The organism is Pseudomonas gozinkensis (assembly GCF_014863585.1).
Classification (GTDB): Bacteria; Pseudomonadota; Gammaproteobacteria; order Pseudomonadales; family Pseudomonadaceae; genus Aquipseudomonas; species Aquipseudomonas gozinkensis.
On the sequence record NZ_CP062253.1, the window covers coordinates 3982183 to 4000746 of the forward strand.

Sequence of the window (18564 nt, forward strand, 5' to 3'; positions counted from 1 at the left end):
AAATGAAAAGTGTTAGCCGAGTGAGAAAGCACACGCCAGAACATAAGAGAATTTCAAAAGCTTTCTCTCAATCGCCGGAGAAATTAATAAAGCTAAAGGATTCTTTTATTTTCTTTAGCGATGATCGTACTTGCTATCGCGCGACAAAAGCCGATGAGCAGCTCACTATTTATCGGCAATCCGGAAACAAGCACATCTTCAGGCGCTCACGTAATCCCGACGTACCAAAAACACGTGACTCTACCAAAATGGACGCCCTGAAACACCACGTATCATTTGACCTGCCTCTAATAGCACCAGATCACGACGCCAAAGATATAAAAAGCCAGCACTACATGATCCCTATCACGGCACTTAATAAAAAAAGACGTATCACACAGAATGCCGTAATGGGTGGAAGTGCCCATGAACATATCAATGAACAACCTTCCAACACATTTTTCACGCCAGATGGCCGGCATGAATGGCTGCACCTTCAGGCTCATAGTCATGGAGGAAAGCAGGCGGTAGAAAATCTCGTCGCGGGCAGTCGAGACTCTAACTCACTGCAAATCGGAGTTGAAGACGCGCTTATATTTTGCAGAAACACATTAAACTCCGTCAGCAGCAATCTTCTCATGAATGCAACAGTCAAGTGCGCAACGCTTCCTGAGACCAACATAGGAACAATCTGCGAATACCTGATCACTATTCACGATACTGAAAATGCAAAGAATATTGCATGCGAACCCATCTCTATCAACTTGCAATACCATTCATCAGAACAAGACAACAACCTACATTACGATCACGTCAGGGTCATTTACAAAAAAACCTGCGAGATGATTTTCAACAAAACCAACGAGCTATTGACAATTGACGACCTGCTGGGTGATGAAATAGCAATAAACAACTCCGCAGAACAGCGTTTGTCAAATGACTCACAAGATCAAAAAATGAGTGATGACGAATAGTGGAGTAAAGGGGACGGATTTTTTTGCCGTATACGAAGCAAGTAAATCAGCAAATAAATCCGTTTCATTTTTCGCTTTTTTGGCGAAATGGAGCCGACCTGATTTCTTTTGCGAAGGGTCGGCGCAGTGTTTTGCAGAATGACATTCTGATCGATAAAGAAGGATTACCATGCCGGTCACTATCCGTTTCTACCTCGACTCGAAAACCTTCGGCGCACCTTCCAATCCTCTGTCGATCGGCGTCGTGATCGACTGGCTGTCGAAATCCGGCTACCAGCTTGATCTTTATCGGGGAGAAGGTCTGATGCTGGCCGAGTTCCTGGGACGAACGACCAAAACTTATGGTTTTTTACTGGCTGATGATTTTTTGAAGGACCTCAAGGCTTTTGTCTACCCAGGACCTTCGCAAGCGGTTTCGCGTCCGGTCAATCCGCGCAAAACCCCGGAAAGTGAGGGCGTTTTCATGGCGCCACCACAGACAGATATAACAAAACACGCCAAAGATAGAATGCAGCACCAACTCAGGCTTTTTCTGATTATGATTTTGATGAAATGCAATGGCTGTTTCTCCAGCGCCAGCGCGGATGATGTCGAACTGTCCAAGACAATATTTCAACATGGTCAGGGCAACCTGGGCGAAGCCGCCGCCCACAAAATAATGGCGACGTTCACGGTGAAAAAAAAGCAGCTTGAAAGTATCACCGGCGACAACGCATGCCGCACTTTTCTAATCTACCTCCAGTCAGAAACATCCATATTGAAATCGTATTTCAACAGTGCCGACAGTGAAGTCGAAACTCTCATAAGGAACGACCTTCTTATCATGGCCAAGAACATTGTATCGGACCCGTACTTGGTTAAACCCATGAGCCTTGACAGCTTCAAAGAACACGCCGGCTCCATTTGGAGTACATTGCACGGCCTTTATTTTTCCGCATGCAGAAAGGCCTTGCTGACTGCTGCTGAACGAATGAAATTGGAACTGCACAACTACAATTGTCGCAAACTGATCCCGAACATTCCGTTGGAGAAATTGATGGAGGCGAAGAAAAAATCAGCAGAAGCCGCTTTTACCAGCATCGTACTCGACACTTATTTTGAAAGTGCTCAAAACACCGTCGACTGTCCATTGAGCGAGGGCGAAATAGAAAATCTGTACGACGTTTTTACTGACCCGACCACGGCTGCTGAACTTGTCTGATCTCACACCCATTTCCATAGCAGGAAGGATCGACTCATGGACTACGAACGCAGGGAGATGCTGCATATCCCTTCGCCTCTGGACGAAATCAAGAGGATGGAAAAAGAGGCGCAAGAGTATTGGAACCGGGTGATTCGAGAAACCGGAGCGTCGCCGCTATGGTGGAAGTTGATGCGTAATCCGAAGTTTCGCGCGGCGGTGGAAGCCGAAGCAGAAAGAATTTATCTGGAAAGCATCGATGAACTGGTTAAGCGCAGAGCGACAGAAGCCGGAATCGCTCAACAACTTGAAGAAGAATATCAACAACGACTGCGCAAGCCCGGCAGGCAATTGGCCGCGAAAGTACCGGACAATCTGAACGATCTGGTCAAACGGGTGAAATCTGAACAAGCGACTGGCGTAACTTACGGAACACTCGCGGAATACCGCCAGTATGAAAAGCATTTCGCCAAAGCACGTGAACGGGGTGACAGAATCGTCATCCTCGGAAAACACTCGGGCAAGGAGCTCAAGAAACTTCTGGCCGCCGTACACCCTAAAATCGACACTTCGGGCCTGGATGATGATACAGCGTACGGTGGCGACCTAATGATCATCGGCCTCGAACGCAGGGAATTCGAATCCTGGCTCAAGCATCTGGAATTGTGGGGAATGAATGATGAAGCGAGCGTGATCACCAAGACCGTTCAAATGAAATGGGGTGAGTCCAGTGATCCCGCCAATACGGAAGAGCAAATAACTTACGCAGGCATTCAACTGTCCGGACTGCGCGACGAAACGGCACTTCCGCTGGGCCATCAAGAAATATCGATCGGGTTGTTGAATCCTGCTCATCCCTGGGACGCGTTGGCCCCGCAGTTGGCAGCCACGGTAATCACCGAGGCCATAACAAGAGCATTTGCACCGGGCAAGCATGGAAAGATGAGTGTTCCCCGAGGGGGGTTATACCCTTTCGTCAGCCGTATCGTAATACGTACCAGCAACTGGACACATCGATTTCTGGTCAGCGATAACAGCATCACCTGCACCTCCAGCACCCGACATGTTGCACAGCATCGTCAACTGCTGTCAGACCCGCGCCCGGGCAAGCCTGCCGCCGGCGTCCGGAAAGGAATGCTGATTTCGACAAAGCCTGGAGCACGCATTCAAATTACCGATAACTCCAATGGGCAAAGAGTGTACAAGTTGAATGAAAAACAGCTGGAAGACCTCAAGCTCACGCTCCTCGATAGACCGCAGAATATCGAATTTGAAGTCGACGCAAGTGGAAAAATAATACGGATTATCCGCCTCGGATAGCGGGATTCAGAACAGGGTAATGTGTGGTTGATGACGATTCAATTGAAGAGGTCTTCATATGCCCCGCTCCACCGACAGCAACACAACCCTGTCCCTCACCGCCACCTCGCTGTCGGCGCTTTACCCTGAATCATTGACTGGAGACGAAGCGCTCAATCTGTTGGGTTCGCAAACCCTCAACGGCCTCAACGACGGCACGTCTCTAACCCTGACCAGCGCCATCGCCACCCACGTCACCACCACTTTGCACAACGACGCCCAACTCCGTCCCTTCGACGCCCTGGTCGCCGAGATTCGCCAACTCCCCGCCGACGCCACCGCAGAACGCTATCAGTTGGTGTTAAGACCGTGGCTCTGGTGGCTGACCCTGGCCAGCAACAACCGTGTATTCCAGAACCTCGCCACCTCCGACATCGTGACCACAATCTTCAAGGCCCACGATTTCACCGATTTCAAACTCTCACTGACCGGCAGTTACACGCCCCGCGAGTACTGCGTGCAGTACGGCGAAACCGATTTCGCCTTCATCTCGCGGCTGCTGGAAGAGGAAGGCATCTTCTGGTTTTTTACCCACCAGGACGGCAAGCACACGTTGGTACTCGGGGACAGCAATGACGCCTTCGTACAGATTCCCAACGGGCCGAAGGTCAGTTATCTGGGCCAGGGTCTAGGTGAGCGCGAGCTGCATGGCATCCGCTCGGGCCAAGTCTGTTTACAGGCAGTCGCCGGGGTTTATCGGGCGACGGATTATGAATTCACCACGCCGAGCACATCGCTGTATGGCCAGGCCGAAGCCGTGGCCGGGCCGCGTTCGATCTATGAGCATCCCGGCGGTTACAACGCCAAGGCGCGCGGTGATGCACTGACCAAGCAGCGTGTCGACGGTTTGCGCAGTGAAGAGAAACGCTTCGTCGGCGAGAGCGACTGCCGCTGGCTGATCCCGGGCCACTGGTTCACCCTCGATGGCCACGAAGACGCAGGCCTGAACATCGACTGGGTCGTCACGCGGGTGACCCACGACGCCAGCCATGAAAGCTATCGCAATCGCTTCGAAGCGATCCCCAAAGCCACGCCATTTCGTCCGCAACGCACCACGCCCAAACCGCGCATGCACCCACAAACCGCCATCGTCGTCGGCAAGTCCGGCGAGGAAATCTGGACCGACGAATACGGCCGGATCAAGTTGCAGTTCCCTTGGGACCGAGACGGCAAGAACGATGAAACCAGTTCCTGCTGGGTGCGCGTGGTGCTGCCGTGGAGCGGCAAGGGTTTCGGCATGCAGTTCGTGCCGCGCATCGGTCAGGAAGTCATCGTGACGTTTATCGACGGCGATCCCGACCGGCCGCTGGTCACCGGTTGCGTGTACAACGGCGACAACGCCCTGCCCTACGCCTTGCCGGCGAACCAGACCCAGTCCGGGATCAAGACTCAATCTTCAAAGGGTGGCGGCGGTTTCAACGAGCTGCGTTTCGAGGACAAGAAGGACGCCGAAGAGGTGTTCCTGCAAGCGCAGAAAGACCTGAAGATCAACGTACTCAACGACACCACCGCCACCGTCGGCCACGACGAAACCCTCACGGTGCAGAACGCGCGCACCCGCACGGTCAAGGACGGCGATGAAACCGTGACGCTGGAGAAAGGCAAACGCAGCGTGACGATCCAGACCGGCAGCGACAGCCTTGATGTGAAGGACAGTCGCACCGTAAAGGTGGGCACCGACCAGAACCACAGCACCGGCGGCAACTACACCGACAAGGTCACCGGCGATTACAGCCTGACGGTGGACGGCAACCTGACAATCAAGGTCAGCGGCACCCTCACCTTGCAAAGCGGCGGCAGTTTCACGATCAAGAGCGGCGCGGATCTGGCCACTTCGGCCAGCACCTCGATCACCCAGAAGGCCGGCACCGCCATGACCAATCAGGCCGGTACCTCGCTGGACAACAAGGCCGGAACCACGCTGACCAACGACGCCGGCATCAGCCTGACCAACAAGGGCGCGGCCTCACAGACCGTGGACGGCGGCGGCATGCTGACCATCAAGGGCGGTCTGGTGCAGGTCAACTGACAAGGAGAAGCCATGGCGATCACACCGCTGGATCTGCAGCAGGATGACAAACACCTCAAGGGGCGATTGCAGGACGGCCAGCTCGACGGCCCGTTGAACATCAAGGATGACGGGCGCAAACAGGCGGACCTGAATTACAGCCAGGGCGAATTGCAGGGCACTTCTCTGCTCTATCACCCCAACGGCAAGGTCTCGGCGCAGATGCCGTTTGTGCGCGACAAGCTGCAAGGCATCGCCAGTTTCTACGCGCCCGAGGGCTGGTTGCAGCGCAAGGCCACGTACCGGCGCGGATTGCTGCATGGCGAGGCGTTCAACTACTTTCCCGACGGGCAAGTGGCGGAGGCGGAGTTCTATCGCGATGGCGTGCGTGAGGGGCGTTATCAGCGCTTTCATCCCAATGGCAAACCGGCGGTGGATGCACGTTATCTGAATGGGCAGTTGATGGAACCGGAGCAAGGGTTCGCCGAGGACGGCCGGCCGCTGGATGCCGATGGCAAGCCGATTTCCCGGGTGCGCTGGTGGTTTCGCAAATGGACGGATCCGCAGCAGGCCTGAAACTTTAAGGTTGTATTGACTGGCCCTATCGCGGGCAAGCCCGCTCCCACTGTGGTCGGTGTTATTTACACAATTGCATTCACAACGCAGACCCTGTGGGAGCGGGCTTGCCCGCGATGGGGCCAGCACACTCAATGCAAGAATCAGGGAATCAACATCTGCATCTGCCCCGGCATCACGATCTTGATCACCCCCGCCCAGTTGCACATCAACGTGCTGTTGGCATCGATCGCCGGCATCCCGCCCAGCAGCAAGGTCGGCGCGCCGCCGGGGATCCACGGCGTGGCGGTCGCCGGAATGCATGGCATCGGCGTCAAGACGCCCAACGCCGCAGCCGTGGCAGCCGCGACCATCGGGTTGGCCATGCTCATGCACATGCCGAACGTGGTGACGTTGACCAGCGGAATGTGATCCATGATGTTCGCCGCCGGCATCCCGCCGGTCAGCGTGCGGTTGGCCGGCAGCACGTTGAGCACCGCCGGCGCGGCGCCAAAACTGCATTGCAGGGTGGCGCTGGCACAGACTTGCGGGCAGCCCATTTCAAAGCTCCTTCGTGAACAAGGCATACGCGCTAAACCTTAGTCGCCAGCGGCCTGCCGCGCACATTCCCAAAGGTGATTATCGTCCAACACGCTAACCTATAAGACCGAACCGCGCTTGTGACGTCCCGAGCGCGCCATTAGATTAGCCAATGATGTCTGGCCTCCAAAATAAGCAGAAGGGATAAGCATGGCGCTTACTGACCAGTCCACCCGTATCCGCTCTGGCGAAGAACTCGATGCCAGCCTGATCGATCCGTACCTCAAGGCGCACATTCCGGGCCTGACCGGCACGCCGCAGATCAGCCAGTTTCCCGGCGGCGCGTCGAACCTGACCTACCTGCTGGAATACCCGGACCAGGAATTCGTCCTGCGCCGTCCGCCGTTCGGCCACAAGGCCAAGTCCGCCCACGACATGGGCCGCGAATTCCGCATCCTCAACCAGTTGCGCGACGGTTTCCCGTATTGCCCGAAAGCCTACGTGCACTGCACCGACGACTCAGTGATCGGCGCCGAGTTCTACGTGATGGAACGGGTCAAAGGAATCATCCTGCGCTCTGACCTGCCGCCGGAACTGGGCCTGGATTCAGCGAAGACCGAAGCCCTGTGCAAGAGCTTCATCGATCGTTTCGTCGAGCTGCACCGGGTCGATTACAACGCCTGCGGCCTCGGCGATCTGGGCAAGCCTGAAGGTTACGTCGCCCGCCAGATCAAAGGCTGGAGCGAGCGCTACGAAAAAGCCCTGACCCCGGACGCACCGCACTGGGAACAGGTCAAAGCCTGGCTCAACGACAAGATGCCGGCCGATCACCCGACCTCCAGCATCGTGCACAACGACTACCGCTTCGACAACGTCATCCTCGACCCGAACAACCCGATGCAGATCATCGGCGTCCTCGACTGGGAACTGACCACCCTCGGCGATCCGCTGATGGACCTGGGCAACACCCTCGCCTACTGGATCCAGGCCGACGACCCGACACCGGTACAACTGATGCGCCGCCAGCCGAGCCACGCGCCGGGCATGCTGACCCGCCGCGAATTCGTCGACTACTACGCCGAGCGTTCGGGCATCCAGATCGACAACTTCGACTTCTACTACACCTACGGCCTGTTCCGCCTGGCCGGCATCGTGCAGCAGATCTACTACCGCTTCTTCCATGGCCAGACCCAGGACAAACGCTTCGCGCAGTTCATTCACATGAACAAACTGCTGGAGCAGATGAGCCTGCAGGTCATTGCCAAATCCAGCCTCTGATGACGGCGTTATAACAAGGCTTACTACAAGGGAATCCCATGTCCAAGACTCAGTTGTTCGACCTCGACGGCAAGATCGCTTTCGTCTCCGGCGCCAGCCGCGGCATCGGTGAAGCCATCGCCAAACTGCTGGCCCAGCAAGGTGCCCATGTGATCGTTTCGAGCCGCAAACTCGAAGGCTGCCAGCACGTGGCCGACGCCATCATCGCCGCCGGCGGCAAGGCCACAGCGGTCGCCTGCCACATCGGCGAAATGGAACAGATCAGCCAGGTCTTCGCCGGCATCAAGGAACAGTTCGGGCGCCTGGACATCCTGGTCAACAACGCCGCGACCAACCCGCAATTCTGCAACGTGCTGGACACCGACCTCGGCGCCTTCCAGAAAACCGTCGACGTGAACATCCGCGGCTACTTCTTCATGTCGGTGGAAGCCGGCAAGCTGATGCGCGAAAACGGCGGCGGCAGCATCATCAACGTGGCGTCGATCAACGGCATTTCGCCGGGGATCTTCCAGGGCATCTACTCGGTGACCAAGGCTGCCGTGATCAACATGACCAAGGTCTTCGCCAAGGAATGCGCGCAGTTCGGCATCCGCTGCAACGCCCTGCTGCCGGGCCTGACCGACACCAAATTCGCCTCGGCGCTGGTGAAGAACGACGCGATCCTGAAACAGGCCCTGACGCAGATCCCGCTCAAGCGAGTAGCCGACCCGAGCGAAATGGCCGGCGCCGTGCTGTACCTGGCGAGCGATGCGTCGAGCTACACCACCGGCGTTTCGCTGAACGTGGACGGCGGTTTCCTGTCCTGATCCAGTCCTGTAGGAGCGAGCCTGCTCGCGATAGCTTCAGTACAGTCAACATCTGCTTTGACTGAACCACCGCTATCGCGAGCAAGCTCGCTCCCACAGGGTCAGTGTTTCAATCAGGCATCGAGGACTTTCGGCAACTGCCAGCCAAAATGCACCGACAACAACCGCAACAACAGACACGCCGCCCCCGCCAGCAACGCAGCCGCCACCGGCGGCACACCCAGCCGGCGTCCGACGATCAACACCGCAGCGCGGACAAACGCCGAACTGGCATACAGATCCGCCTGCAACACCACCGGCACCCGCGCCAGCACAATGTCACGCAGCACCCCGCCACCGACCCCGGTAATCGTGCCCATCAGCATGGACACAAACGGCGAGATCCCGAAATTCAACGCCTTCTGCGCCCCGGCCACGGCAAACAACGCCAAACCCGCCGCATCCAGCACGATCAAGGTCGAACCGGACCAGCCCAACACCAGTTCATGAAAAACGAACGCCACCCCGCCCATGGCAAACGCCAGCGCCGGATAGCGCCAGTCCGCCACAGCCTTGGGCGGCGTCGCACCGATCAACAGATCACGGGTCACCCCGCCACCGAGCGCAACGATGAACGCAATCACCATCACCCCGAGCAGATCGAGCTGACTGCGCATCGCCGCAATCGCGCCTTCAACCGCAAACACCGCGGTGCCGACCAGATCGGCCACCAGCACAATCCACTCGACCCGCGCCTTCAACGGCGCCCGGGTTATTGAGTGACGCAACGGGTCTTGGTGATGTGTCGAGTCACTTGCCCGTCGGCATACGCATCACCGGCGACCTCGGTATTTTCCATGACCTGACAAGTGCGCTCAGGTGGCGGAGGTGGCGCGGCCGGCGGAGGGGGTGGAGGACTGGCACAACCACTGAGCAGCACCAGACCGAAAGCCGACAACAACGAAAAACACACGCGTTTCCCAGGATTGTTCATAGGATGACCCGCGATGAATGGAAGAAAACTCCCGTCGCCGAGCAGGACAACGCCCGGTTATGGAAACCGAACCACTCATTCCTTATAGACCAGTGGGGGGTGAGTGCCAGTGAAATGGCTCGAACCGGCAGGATTTGCTGTCGATTTTCGGGATGAGTCGACTGATCCATCGCCACCGCCGACAAGCCATCACCTACAGGTGAATGTCAGATTGGGACGCAGAGCGTCCCGGGCTGCATTCCCACGCGGAGCGTGGGAACGATCAAAGAGCACACAAATCGGCCTTACGCCCCTCGCTCCTCACCACTCAAAACGATGAGCGTTAGCTCGAGTACCGCTTTTGATCGCAGGGCCCGTCGGCAGGCTGAGTGGAGGGATTGATCCGGGGGTGGGAGCGCAGCGACCGTGCGGCGCAGCCGCATGCATCGAGAGGAGGTGCAGCGAAGCAAACCGTAGGCGATGCCCCCCGGATCAATCCCGGAGCGAAGGGACACCGAGCCAAAGCGAGGTGCCGAACGTCAGGGTAAAGCCTTTTCGGTTACCTTTTCGGCGTTTGGAAAAGGTGACTCGCCGTAAGGGGGGGTGTCAGAAATTTTGTGTTCGGGCATAACAGAGGTGCATGTATGCCAACCAAAAAGAAACCCGCGTTGCGAGAGCTGCCGAAAATCCCGAAAGAGCTGCTCGAGCAATTCACCGATGGACCGATGACCGCTGAAGCCATCGAGGACGCGTCAGCAGCGTTCAAGAAGGCTTTGATCGAGCGAGCGCTGAGTGCAGAGCTTGGTCACCACTTGGGCTATCCGCCGGGCGCGCAGCGCCCAGAGGATGAAACCAACCAGCGCAATGGCAAGAGCGGCAAGACGGTTCTAACCGGTGACGGCCCGCTACGGCTGGATATTCCACGCGACCGGGACGGCAGTTTTTCCCCGATCCTGATTCCCAAACACGAGCGCCGCTACACCGGGTTCGATGACAAGATCATCGCCATGTATGCCCGTGGAATGACGGTCAGAGAGATCCGGGCGTTTCTTTCCGAGCAGTACGGTACCGATGTTTCTCCTGACTTCATCAGCTCTGTAACCGACGAGGTCATGGCAGAGATCGGTGCATGGCAACAACGGCCTTTGGAGCCGATGTATCCGGTTATTTTCTTCGATGCTTTGCGGGTCAAAATCCGTGAAGAGGGGCTGGTTCGCAACAAGGCGATCTACTTGGCCCTGGGTGTTTTGCCTGACGGAACACGCGATATTCTCGGCATCTGGATAGAAAATACCGAGGGCGCCAAGTTCTGGATGAAGGTTTTCAACGACCTCAAGACACGCGGCGTCGAAGATGTGTTGATTGCTGTGACCGATGGCCTCAAAGGCATGCCAGAAGCGCTCAACGCCGTGTTTCCAGACACGACACTGCAAACATGCATTGTTCATCTGATCCGCAACAGCCTTGATTACGCGGCTTGGGACAAGCGTCGCGAACTGGCCAAGGCGCTTAAGCCGATCTATCAGGCGGTGACCGCCGAAGCGGCCGAGCAGGCGCTGGACGCCTTTGAAAACGGACCGTGGGGCAAGCAGTATCCGACGGTAGTGGCTGCCTGGCGCCGCGCTTGGGATCGTGTGATCCCATTTTTCGTGTTCCCGCCGGCGATCCGAAAAGTGATCTACACGACCAACGCCATCGAGAGCATCAACGCTCAATTGCGCAAAATCATCAAGACGCGCGGCCACTTCCCGACCGACGATGCGGCGACAAAACTGATCTGGCTTGGACTGCGCAATATCACCGCCAACTGGGGCTCAGCGGCCCATGACTGGAAAAGCGCGATGAATCAATTTGCGATTCTGTACGGAGATCGATTTATCAGGCCAACCTGGTAAAAGCACGGCCTGCCTGACGGCAGGCCGTTACCGGCCCGCACACAAAATATCTGACAGTCCCCCGTAAGGGCGAAACCGCCAGCAGCTGCCCCCGAAGAACCGGATATTCACCCAAACCGAACAAGAACCTGGTCGGCCCAAAGGCCGCCAAGTTCAACTGGGCGACCGCAAAGAATTACTCTCAAGCTCATACCGCAACTCACCAATCAAAGCATCCACCGCTTCCGGAGTACGCAAGGCACCAAGGCTCAACCCACTGATCACCAGATCCACCCGCCCCGAAACCGGCTCATACAACTTCACCGTAAGCGAATGATCCCCATCCACCACACACTCACAAGCCAACGGCGAAAAACTACGCTCAAGCCGAGCCCGCAACTGCGCCAGATAAATCATCGCGCCAGCTCCGCACAACGAGACTCAACGACAAACAACACATTCATAAAGGGCTGATCCATTAGCAGGTTCCAAAGAGACACGATCACAAAAAAAATGCACCGCACCTCACCAGACTAAGAACACCCCGCCCGATCAAACACCCGAATTTGCACCCCATGAACTAGTGCATTTGCACCTTACCGCTGCCCCCGGCCGCCCCCCGAAAACAACCCACGCTCCCGAGCCCAGACTATCGCCTCGCTGCGACTGTGCACATCCAGCTTCGAATACACCGTCGCCACATGATTGCGCACCGTGTTCGGCGCCAGCTTCAACCGCGCAGCAATCTCCTTGTCCGCCAGCCCTTCACAGATCAGCGCCAGCACATCACGCTCGCGTGCGGTGAGATCAGTGAACGACACACTCGGCAGCTGCGGCGAGTTGACCTTCTTCACATTGGCCAGCTTTTCGATCAGCGTCCGGCTGAACCACGACGCATCCTTCATTACCTCTTCAATCGCCGCCACCAGCTCAAGCTCGGTGCGCTTGCGCTCGGTGATGTCCATCAGCACCAGCAGATAGCACACCGTGTCCTGGATGTTGACGGTGTCTGCAGACACCGCGCACTCCAGCAGCTCGGCGTCTTTCCTGCGGATCCGCATGTCGACGCGATCAACCCGACCGGTCTTCTCCAACGCCGCCAGCAACCGGGCGCGTTCCGCCGGTTCATCGATGAAGTCCAGTTGCGCGACGGTCTTGCCGAGTACGTCGTCGCTCTCGTACGCCAGGGTATCGAGAAACGCCTGATTGACGTCGATCAGCCGCTGCTCGTCGGCGCTGCAAATCAGGATAGGCACCGGGGTCAGGCGAAAAGCCTTGGCAAAGCGCTCCTCGCTCTGGCGCAGGGCGACCTCGGCCTTGTGCCGGGGCTCCATGTCGACAAATGAAAACAGCATGCAGTCTTCGTCGTTAAGGACCAGCGGCTGACCAGCGACGATTACCTGCTTGCTGCCACCGTCCGGCAGACGCAATTCAGCCTGCATCTGCGGAATGGTCGCAACATCGCGCAGGCGCTGGATCGCCAGATCCTTGCGCTCGGCCTGTTCGAGAATATCCAGCTCATAGGTCGAGGCGCCGATCACCTGATCGCGGCTGTAGCCGGTCATTTCCAGAAACCCCGGATTGACCTTGATGTAACGCAGGTCGCTGAGACGGCAGATCACCGCCGGCGCCGGGTTGGCATTGAAGGTTTTTTCGAAGCGCTGTTCGGCGTTGGCCCAGTCGGTGACGTCACTCATGATCAGCACCAGCGACTCGATGTCGCCGTCCCGATCGGTCAACACCATGCTGCGCACGCTGTGCACCCAGGTGCGTTCCTCGTCGCTGTTCGGGGTGACTTCGACAAGCACGTCGCTGAAGGTCTCGCCGGCGGCCACGCGACTGATCGGATACTGCTCCGGTGTCAGCGTGTGATTGTTGCGATAGCGCAGGTTGAAGCGCTCGACGTATTCCCCGGCGTTGTTGCCCAGTTCGCCGATCCGGCTGACGCCATGCATCGCCAGCGCGGCTTCGTTGGCCCAGAGAATCGTCTGGTCGAGTTCCAGCAGAATCACCCCGTCGGACAGGCCGGCAATAATCTGCTGCAACTGACGGCGATTGGTTTCGGTGGTCAGGACGTCCCGGCTCATTGGTTCTCCACAAGTTCGCGCATGTGAAGTTTACGACCGCAGGCATCCATGATCGTGCCGATCGCTCATGCAACCATACCCCAACCATTTGTGGGAGCTGGCTTGCCAGGGATAGCGGTGGGTCATTCAGCACTTCAGTTGAATGGAAGTCCGCAATCGCTGGCAAGCCAGCTCCCACAGGGATTGAGTGCTGGTTTCAGATATCTACCAGTTCCCGCAGCGTATCCAGAAAGAGCTTGAGCACCGGCGAGGCATCGTCCGCCCGATATGTCGCGTACAGCGGCACTTGCGGCAACGCCGGGGTCAGGCGTCGGAACACCAGCCCGGCAGGGGCCAGTTGCTCGATGGAGGCCGGCAACAGCGCCACACCGAACCCGGCGCGAACCAGACTGAGCAAGGTCTGCACCTCGATCACCTGCTGGCGGATCTGCGGGGTGAACCCGGCCTGAATGCAGCACTGATAGAGAAAATTGGCGAACCGCGACTGCTTCAATTCCAAAGCCACGAACGGTTCCTGCGCCAGATCAGCCGGCGCCAGCACTTCGCGTCGGGCGAGCGGGTGATCCTCTGGCATCACCACATGGATCGGCTCATGGATCAGCAATTCATTGCGCAATTGCGGGTCGTCATAACCGACGCGGAACACGCAGGCGTCGATGCGTTTCTCCTTCAACGCCTTGACCTGCGCCGCCGGGGTCATCTCATGCAGACGCCAGGTGACCTGCGGGTAGCGCTCGCGAAACAGGTGCAGGGCCTTGGGCAGCACGCCGACCATCACCGAGCTGATCATGCCGATTTCCAGCTCGCCGAGCTGCCCGCGCCCGGTCTGGCGGGTCAGGTCCAGCGCCCGTTCGAGTTGTTCGAACACCAGCGGCGCCTGTTCCTTGAGCATCTGCCCCGCCGCTGTCAGCTCGACCCGGTGATGGCTGCGCTCGAACAGCGGCGTACCGAGTTCTTCCTCCAGCAAGCGGATCTGCTGGCTCAGCGGCGGCTGGCAGATGTGCAACCGTTCGGCGGCGCGGCCAAAGTGCAGCTCATCGGCCAGCGCCATGAAGTACCGCAGCAAACGCAGGTCCATGGCGGCTTACCCCAGGTTCAATGGCGTGGAACGCTGACGCACCCCGGTCAGGCTGAACAGCGCATTGGCAATCGCCGGGACCACCGACGGACTGCCCAGCTCCCCGACGCCGCCCGGTTTGTCCGGCAGGCCATCGAGCACGAGGATGTCCACCGGCGGCATGTCCGACATCCGCGTGACGCGATAGTCGTGAAAATTGCTCTGCACCACCCTGCCCTGCTGGATGTCGAGACGGTCGAACAGCGCATGGCCGAGGCCCCACATCAAACCGCCGTAAATCTGTTCTTCGACCCCGCCGGGCGACACCGCCAGACCGCAATCGACCACACAGGTCAGCTTCTCGACCCGCGCCTTGCCATCGACTTTTGCGACCCGCGCCACCACGGCGATGAAACTGGTGTAGCCCTGATTGGTGGCGATTCCCAGCGCCGTGTCCGGCGGCAGTTTCTGGCCCCAACCGGCGCGCTCGGCGGCCTGCTTCAACACCGCCACATGCCGTGGCCGCTCCTGCATATTGGCCAGCCGGAACGTCAGCGAATCTTCACCGGCCGCATGGGCCAGTTCATCCATGAAGCTTTCCACGGCGAACACGTTGGGAATGAAACTGACCGAGCGATACCAACCGCTGGGCACGTTGCTTTCGTGCTTGACCCAGTTCAGTTCCAGGTGCGGCGGACGGTAGGCGAAGTCCCAAGCGGTGATCGCTTCGGTGGTGCTGTAATCCATGTGATCCGGGCGCTCGAAATAACCCGGCTCCCATTGTTCCGGCGAGGCCGGTGACACCGCATGCAGTTGCAACGCCGTGAGTTTGCCCTGGGCATCCAGTGCGCCTTTTGCCCGATGAAGCGTGGCCGGGTGATTGAACAGCGCGTGCATTTCGTCTTCGCGGCTGTTGAGCAGCTTCACCGGCACACCGGTCTTCTGCGCCAGATACGCCACTTCGAACAGCCAGTATTTGGCTTCCCGTGCACCGAAGCTGCCGCCGGAAACCAATTCATGGATAGTGACCTTGTCCTTGCCGATGCCGCACACGGTCTGCGCCGCTTCCAGTGCCGACGACGGCACCTGCACGCCGCCCCAATAGGTGATCGCCTTGTCCTTGACCTGCGCCGTGATGCAGATCGGTTCCAGCGGATTTTGCACCTTGTAAGGCATGGTGTAATCGGCTTCGAGCAGCTTCGCTGCGCCCGGCCATTGTCTGGCGACATCACCCTGGGCCATGGCTTTGACGGTTTGCGTTGCCGGGTCGCTGATCGCTGCGATCTGTGCCTTGACCAGCTCGGCACTGTCGAAGCCAGCCAGCGGGGAGTCGCTCCATTTGATCTCCAGCAGCTTGCGTCCCTGCTGCGCGGCCCAGAAGGTTTCGGCCAGCACCGCGACGCCTTCGAGGTTGCCGCCGAGCACGTCCGGTCGCCCCGGAATCGCGATCACCTTGCGCACGCCTGGCACCTGCAAGGCGGCCGCCGAATCCACGGCGACAACCTTCGCGCCCACTACCGGCGCACGCTGGATTACCGCCACCAGCATCCCCGGCAACTGCACGTCGATGCTGTACTTGAAGCGCCCGCAAACCTTGGCCGCCGCATCGCGTTTGTGGCGCAGTTTGCCGATGTATTTGAACTGCGCAGGATCCTTCAGCGTGACGTTGGCCGGCGCCGGCAGATGCGCCGCCGCGCCGGCCAGTTCGCCGTAGCCGAGGCTGCGTTTGCTCGAAGCATGCACGACCCGGCCTTCTTCGGTGGAGCAGCTGTCGGGACTGACTTTCCACTGCTGCGCCGCCGCACTGATGAGCAGCACCCGAGCCGTGGCGCCGGCCATGCGCAAGCGATCGTATTCCAGCGACACACTGGTGCTGCCGCCGGTGGAGAACACTTTCCAGACCGGATGAATGTAGGTTTCAAAGAACGGATCTTCCGGAGTGATGACCTGCACGGTCATCGGGTTCACGTCCAGTTCCTCGGCCACGCACGCGGCCAGCGCGGTCTGGGTGCCGGTGCCGGAATCGTGTTTGTGCACCACCAGTTTCACCGTGCCGTCCGGCAGCACGCGCACCCAGGCGTTGGGTTCAAATTCAGTGGCCGAGGTTTTCGCTTCAGTCGCCGCCGCCCCGGAAGGCAGATACAGCGCAATCGCCAGACCGGACGCCACCGTCACCGCCTGTTTGAGAAACACCCGGCGCGAGGGTTCATGAAGAGTGCCGTCGATGAGGCTCATCACGCCTCCTTCGGCGTATTCGCCGCACGTTTGATCGCCTTGTTGATGCGCCCATAAGTGCCGCAGCGGCAGATATTCCCGGACATGGCGTTGCGGATCGAGTCGTCGTTGACCGGTGCGCCGGTGTTGAGCAGCGCGGCGGCGGACATGATCTGCCCGGATTGACAGTAGCCGCATTGCGGCACATCTTCGGCGACCCAGGCCAGTTGCAGCGGATGGTTTTCGCTGGGCGACAGGCCCTCGATGGTGGTGATGCTGTGGCCCGCGACGGCGGCCAGCGGCAACTGGCAGGAACGTACCGCAACGCCGTTCAGGTGCACGGTGCAGGCACCGCACAGGCCCATGCCGCAGCCGAACTTGGTGCCGGTGAGTTTCAACTGATCACGCAACACCCATAACAAGGGCATGGAGGGGGACGCCTCATCCAGCTCGCGTCGTTCGCCGTTTACCGTGAATGCAATCATTGTCAGGCTCCAGAAGAGCGGCCCGTCTTTGTGCGGGCCTGGTGACCGATTATTGGAACCCCCGGCAACGCGCGGCCAGCGACGATTTCTGCCAACCGGTGTAAGCAGGACTAACAACATGTACAAGCGATACCCGTCGGTGCAGTCCATGAGCGCGTTCATCCATGCGGCGCGCAGCGGCAGTTTTTCCAGTGCCGCACGCAAGCTCGACCTGACCCACAGCGCAATCAGCCAGCAGATCCGCGCCCTGGAAGACTTCATCGGCCAGCCTCTGTTCGTGCGCGAAGGCGGCGGCAGCAACCTGACCGACGCCGGGCAGTTGTTTGCCAGCGTGTTGTCGGATGGTCTGGCGCAGATTGATCGCGCGTTGTCTTCGGTGAAAAACCGCAGCGTGGCCCAGCGACTGACCCTGGATGTGGACAGCGAACTGGCGCAGAGCTGGCTCAATCCGCGTCTGCCGCAGTTGCTCGATGGCTTGCCGGATTACGAAGTGACGCTGCTGTCGATGCCGCGCAGTGATCGCAGCACGTTCGAACGGGTGGACCTGTCGCTGCGCTACGGCTATGGCGATTGGGACGATTGCGAGATGACGCAGATCTGTGGGGATCGGGTGTTGGCGGTGGCGTCTCCGGCGCTGCTGGAGCGGCACGGATTGCAAGTGCCGCTGAGCCCGGCGCAGATTCTTGAGTTGCCACTGTTGGGGTATACGCGACGGTCGTGGATTCCGTGGCTGGATGCCGCGGGCATGCCGGCGGTGGAGCCTGCTGCTCGCGTCGTTTTTGATAACGCGGCGAATCTGATTGCGGCTGCCGAAGCGGGTGTCGGTGCGGGACTGGTGCGTGGATTGTTGGCCGCCGATGCGTTGCGCAGCGGGCGGCTGGTGGCGTTGAACGAGGTGCAGATTGCGGCGCATTACAACCTGTATGCGGTGTGGCCGCATGGGCAGGCCGAGCGGGTGGCGCCTGTTGTTGAAGTGATCAAGCAGTTGGCCCTGCGAACACCATCCTGACGCCATCGCTGGCTTGCCAGCGATGAGGCCTGCACATCCACCCCAAAAAACCAAAACCATATCGAACAAGTATCACCACCCCACCCAATTAATATTGTACGAACCCTCCCCCGCCTTCCAATACTCGCCTCAAGCAACCACCCACCCGGGCCGGATGCGAACAGGCGAGGGAATGCGCGAGTGCTGCGCATAGAAACGGCCGATTGC

The 18564-nt window shown here is 58.7% G+C and carries 16 protein-coding genes; 9 read left to right on the forward strand and 7 right to left on the reverse strand.

Annotation, left to right across the window (positions count from 1 at the left end; translation table 11 throughout):
* Positions 1-2 precede the first annotated feature (2 nt).
* The 5 genes from IHQ43_RS17555 to IHQ43_RS17575 all read left to right on the forward strand — a co-directional run bounded on the left by IHQ43_RS17555 (position 3) and on the right by IHQ43_RS17575 (position 6076).
* Positions 3-953 carry a hypothetical protein gene (locus IHQ43_RS17555; RefSeq protein WP_192561482.1) on the forward strand — a complete coding sequence of 317 codons (951 nt, stop codon included), beginning with the start codon at positions 3-5 and terminating at the stop codon, positions 951-953.
* A gap of 169 nt (positions 954-1122) precedes the next feature.
* Entirely contained in the window at positions 1123-2154 is a 1032-nt protein-coding gene (locus tag IHQ43_RS17560) for a hypothetical protein (protein ID WP_192561483.1), read from the forward strand.
* A gap of 36 nt (positions 2155-2190) precedes the next feature.
* Positions 2191-3453: a hypothetical protein gene (locus IHQ43_RS17565; protein ID WP_192561484.1), complete on the forward strand. Its 1263-nt coding sequence runs from the start codon at positions 2191-2193 to the stop codon at positions 3451-3453.
* Between the two features lie 58 nt (positions 3454-3511).
* The gene (locus IHQ43_RS17570) at positions 3512-5521 is read left to right on the forward strand and encodes a type VI secretion system Vgr family protein (protein WP_192561485.1); all 2010 of its coding nucleotides are present in this window, start codon (positions 3512-3514) and stop codon (positions 5519-5521) included.
* A 12-nt stretch (positions 5522-5533) separates the two neighbouring features.
* Positions 5534-6076: a toxin-antitoxin system YwqK family antitoxin gene (locus tag IHQ43_RS17575; protein WP_192561486.1), complete on the forward strand. Its 543-nt coding sequence runs from the start codon at positions 5534-5536 to the stop codon at positions 6074-6076.
* Between the two features lie 143 nt (positions 6077-6219).
* On the opposite strand, the gene IHQ43_RS17580 is transcribed toward IHQ43_RS17575, so the two are convergent.
* Positions 6220-6615, reverse strand: coding sequence for a DUF4280 domain-containing protein (locus IHQ43_RS17580; RefSeq protein WP_192561487.1), 396 nt, complete (start codon positions 6613-6615; stop codon positions 6220-6222).
* 190 nt (positions 6616-6805) lie between these two features.
* Here IHQ43_RS17580 and IHQ43_RS17585 point away from each other — a divergent pair, with 190 nt between their 5' ends.
* Positions 6806-7873: a phosphotransferase family protein gene (locus tag IHQ43_RS17585; RefSeq protein ID WP_192561488.1), complete on the forward strand. Its 1068-nt coding sequence runs from the start codon at positions 6806-6808 to the stop codon at positions 7871-7873.
* 38 nt (positions 7874-7911) lie between these two features.
* Positions 7912-8679 (forward strand): SDR family oxidoreductase, encoded by a 768-nt coding sequence (locus tag IHQ43_RS17590; RefSeq protein WP_085687598.1) that lies wholly within the window; start codon positions 7912-7914, stop codon positions 8677-8679.
* Positions 8680-8792: 113 nt separating this feature from the next.
* Here the strand turns inward: IHQ43_RS17590 and IHQ43_RS17595 are convergent, their stop codons facing one another.
* Entirely contained in the window at positions 8793-9446 is a 654-nt protein-coding gene (locus IHQ43_RS17595) for a trimeric intracellular cation channel family protein (protein ID WP_244142216.1), read from the reverse strand.
* An 829-nt stretch (positions 9447-10275) separates the two neighbouring features.
* On the opposite strand from IHQ43_RS17595, the gene IHQ43_RS17600 reads away from it, so the two are divergent.
* On the forward strand, positions 10276-11526 hold the full coding sequence (locus IHQ43_RS17600) for an IS256 family transposase (protein WP_192561489.1): 1251 nt from the start codon (positions 10276-10278) through the stop codon (positions 11524-11526).
* Between the two features lie 153 nt (positions 11527-11679).
* On the opposite strand, the gene IHQ43_RS17605 is transcribed toward IHQ43_RS17600, so the two are convergent.
* The 5 genes from IHQ43_RS17605 to IHQ43_RS17625 all read right to left on the reverse strand — a co-directional run bounded on the left by IHQ43_RS17605 (position 11680) and on the right by IHQ43_RS17625 (position 17348).
* Positions 11680-11922 (reverse strand): DUF1652 domain-containing protein, encoded by a 243-nt coding sequence (locus IHQ43_RS17605; RefSeq protein WP_084776931.1) that lies wholly within the window; start codon positions 11920-11922, stop codon positions 11680-11682.
* Between the two features lie 179 nt (positions 11923-12101).
* Complete coding sequence (locus tag IHQ43_RS17610) at positions 12102-13592, reverse strand: helix-turn-helix transcriptional regulator (RefSeq protein WP_192561490.1); 1491 nt, start codon at positions 13590-13592, stop codon at positions 12102-12104.
* A 196-nt stretch (positions 13593-13788) separates the two neighbouring features.
* A complete protein-coding gene (locus tag IHQ43_RS17615; protein WP_192561491.1) occupies positions 13789-14670 on the reverse strand; it encodes a LysR family transcriptional regulator in 882 nt (293 codons plus the stop codon).
* Between the two features lie 6 nt (positions 14671-14676).
* Positions 14677-16884, reverse strand: coding sequence for a xanthine dehydrogenase family protein molybdopterin-binding subunit (locus IHQ43_RS17620; RefSeq protein ID WP_192561492.1), 2208 nt, complete (start codon positions 16882-16884; stop codon positions 14677-14679).
* The gene (locus tag IHQ43_RS17625; protein ID WP_102717626.1) at positions 16884-17348 is read right to left on the reverse strand and encodes a (2Fe-2S)-binding protein; all 465 of its coding nucleotides are present in this window, start codon (positions 17346-17348) and stop codon (positions 16884-16886) included. The genes IHQ43_RS17620 and IHQ43_RS17625 overlap by 1 nt, the downstream gene beginning before the upstream one ends.
* 118 nt (positions 17349-17466) lie before the next feature.
* Between IHQ43_RS17625 and IHQ43_RS17630 the strand changes: the two genes are divergently transcribed.
* Positions 17467-18357, forward strand: coding sequence for a LysR substrate-binding domain-containing protein (locus tag IHQ43_RS17630; protein WP_192561493.1), 891 nt, complete (start codon positions 17467-17469; stop codon positions 18355-18357).
* Positions 18358-18564 lie beyond the last annotated feature (207 nt).

What these genes read in the sequence shown, in the direction of transcription:
- IHQ43_RS17575 (WP_192561486.1), top strand. Translation starts at nt 5,534, where the DNA reads ATGGCGATCACACCGCTGGATCTGCAGCAGGATGACAAACACCTCAAG.
- IHQ43_RS17605 (WP_084776931.1), bottom strand. Translation starts at nt 11,922, where the DNA reads ATGATTTATCTGGCGCAGTTGCGGGCTCGGCTTGAGCGTAGTTTTTCG.
- IHQ43_RS17615 (WP_192561491.1), bottom strand. Translation starts at nt 14,670, where the DNA reads ATGGACCTGCGTTTGCTGCGGTACTTCATGGCGCTGGCCGATGAGCTG.
- IHQ43_RS17555 (WP_192561482.1), top strand. Translation starts at nt 3, where the DNA reads ATGAAAAGTGTTAGCCGAGTGAGAAAGCACACGCCAGAACATAAGAGA.
- IHQ43_RS17590 (WP_085687598.1), top strand. Translation starts at nt 7,912, where the DNA reads ATGTCCAAGACTCAGTTGTTCGACCTCGACGGCAAGATCGCTTTCGTC.
- IHQ43_RS17620 (WP_192561492.1), bottom strand. Translation starts at nt 16,884, where the DNA reads ATGAGCCTCATCGACGGCACTCTTCATGAACCCTCGCGCCGGGTGTTT.
- IHQ43_RS17580 (WP_192561487.1), bottom strand. Translation starts at nt 6,615, where the DNA reads ATGGGCTGCCCGCAAGTCTGTGCCAGCGCCACCCTGCAATGCAGTTTT.
- IHQ43_RS17585 (WP_192561488.1), top strand. Translation starts at nt 6,806, where the DNA reads ATGGCGCTTACTGACCAGTCCACCCGTATCCGCTCTGGCGAAGAACTC.
- IHQ43_RS17565 (WP_192561484.1), top strand. Translation starts at nt 2,191, where the DNA reads ATGGACTACGAACGCAGGGAGATGCTGCATATCCCTTCGCCTCTGGAC.
- IHQ43_RS17610 (WP_192561490.1), bottom strand. Translation starts at nt 13,592, where the DNA reads ATGAGCCGGGACGTCCTGACCACCGAAACCAATCGCCGTCAGTTGCAG.
- IHQ43_RS17570 (WP_192561485.1), top strand. Translation starts at nt 3,512, where the DNA reads ATGCCCCGCTCCACCGACAGCAACACAACCCTGTCCCTCACCGCCACC.
- IHQ43_RS17560 (WP_192561483.1), top strand. Translation starts at nt 1,123, where the DNA reads ATGCCGGTCACTATCCGTTTCTACCTCGACTCGAAAACCTTCGGCGCA.
- IHQ43_RS17630 (WP_192561493.1), top strand. Translation starts at nt 17,467, where the DNA reads ATGTACAAGCGATACCCGTCGGTGCAGTCCATGAGCGCGTTCATCCAT.
- IHQ43_RS17625 (WP_102717626.1), bottom strand. Translation starts at nt 17,348, where the DNA reads ATGATTGCATTCACGGTAAACGGCGAACGACGCGAGCTGGATGAGGCG.
- IHQ43_RS17600 (WP_192561489.1), top strand. Translation starts at nt 10,276, where the DNA reads ATGCCAACCAAAAAGAAACCCGCGTTGCGAGAGCTGCCGAAAATCCCG.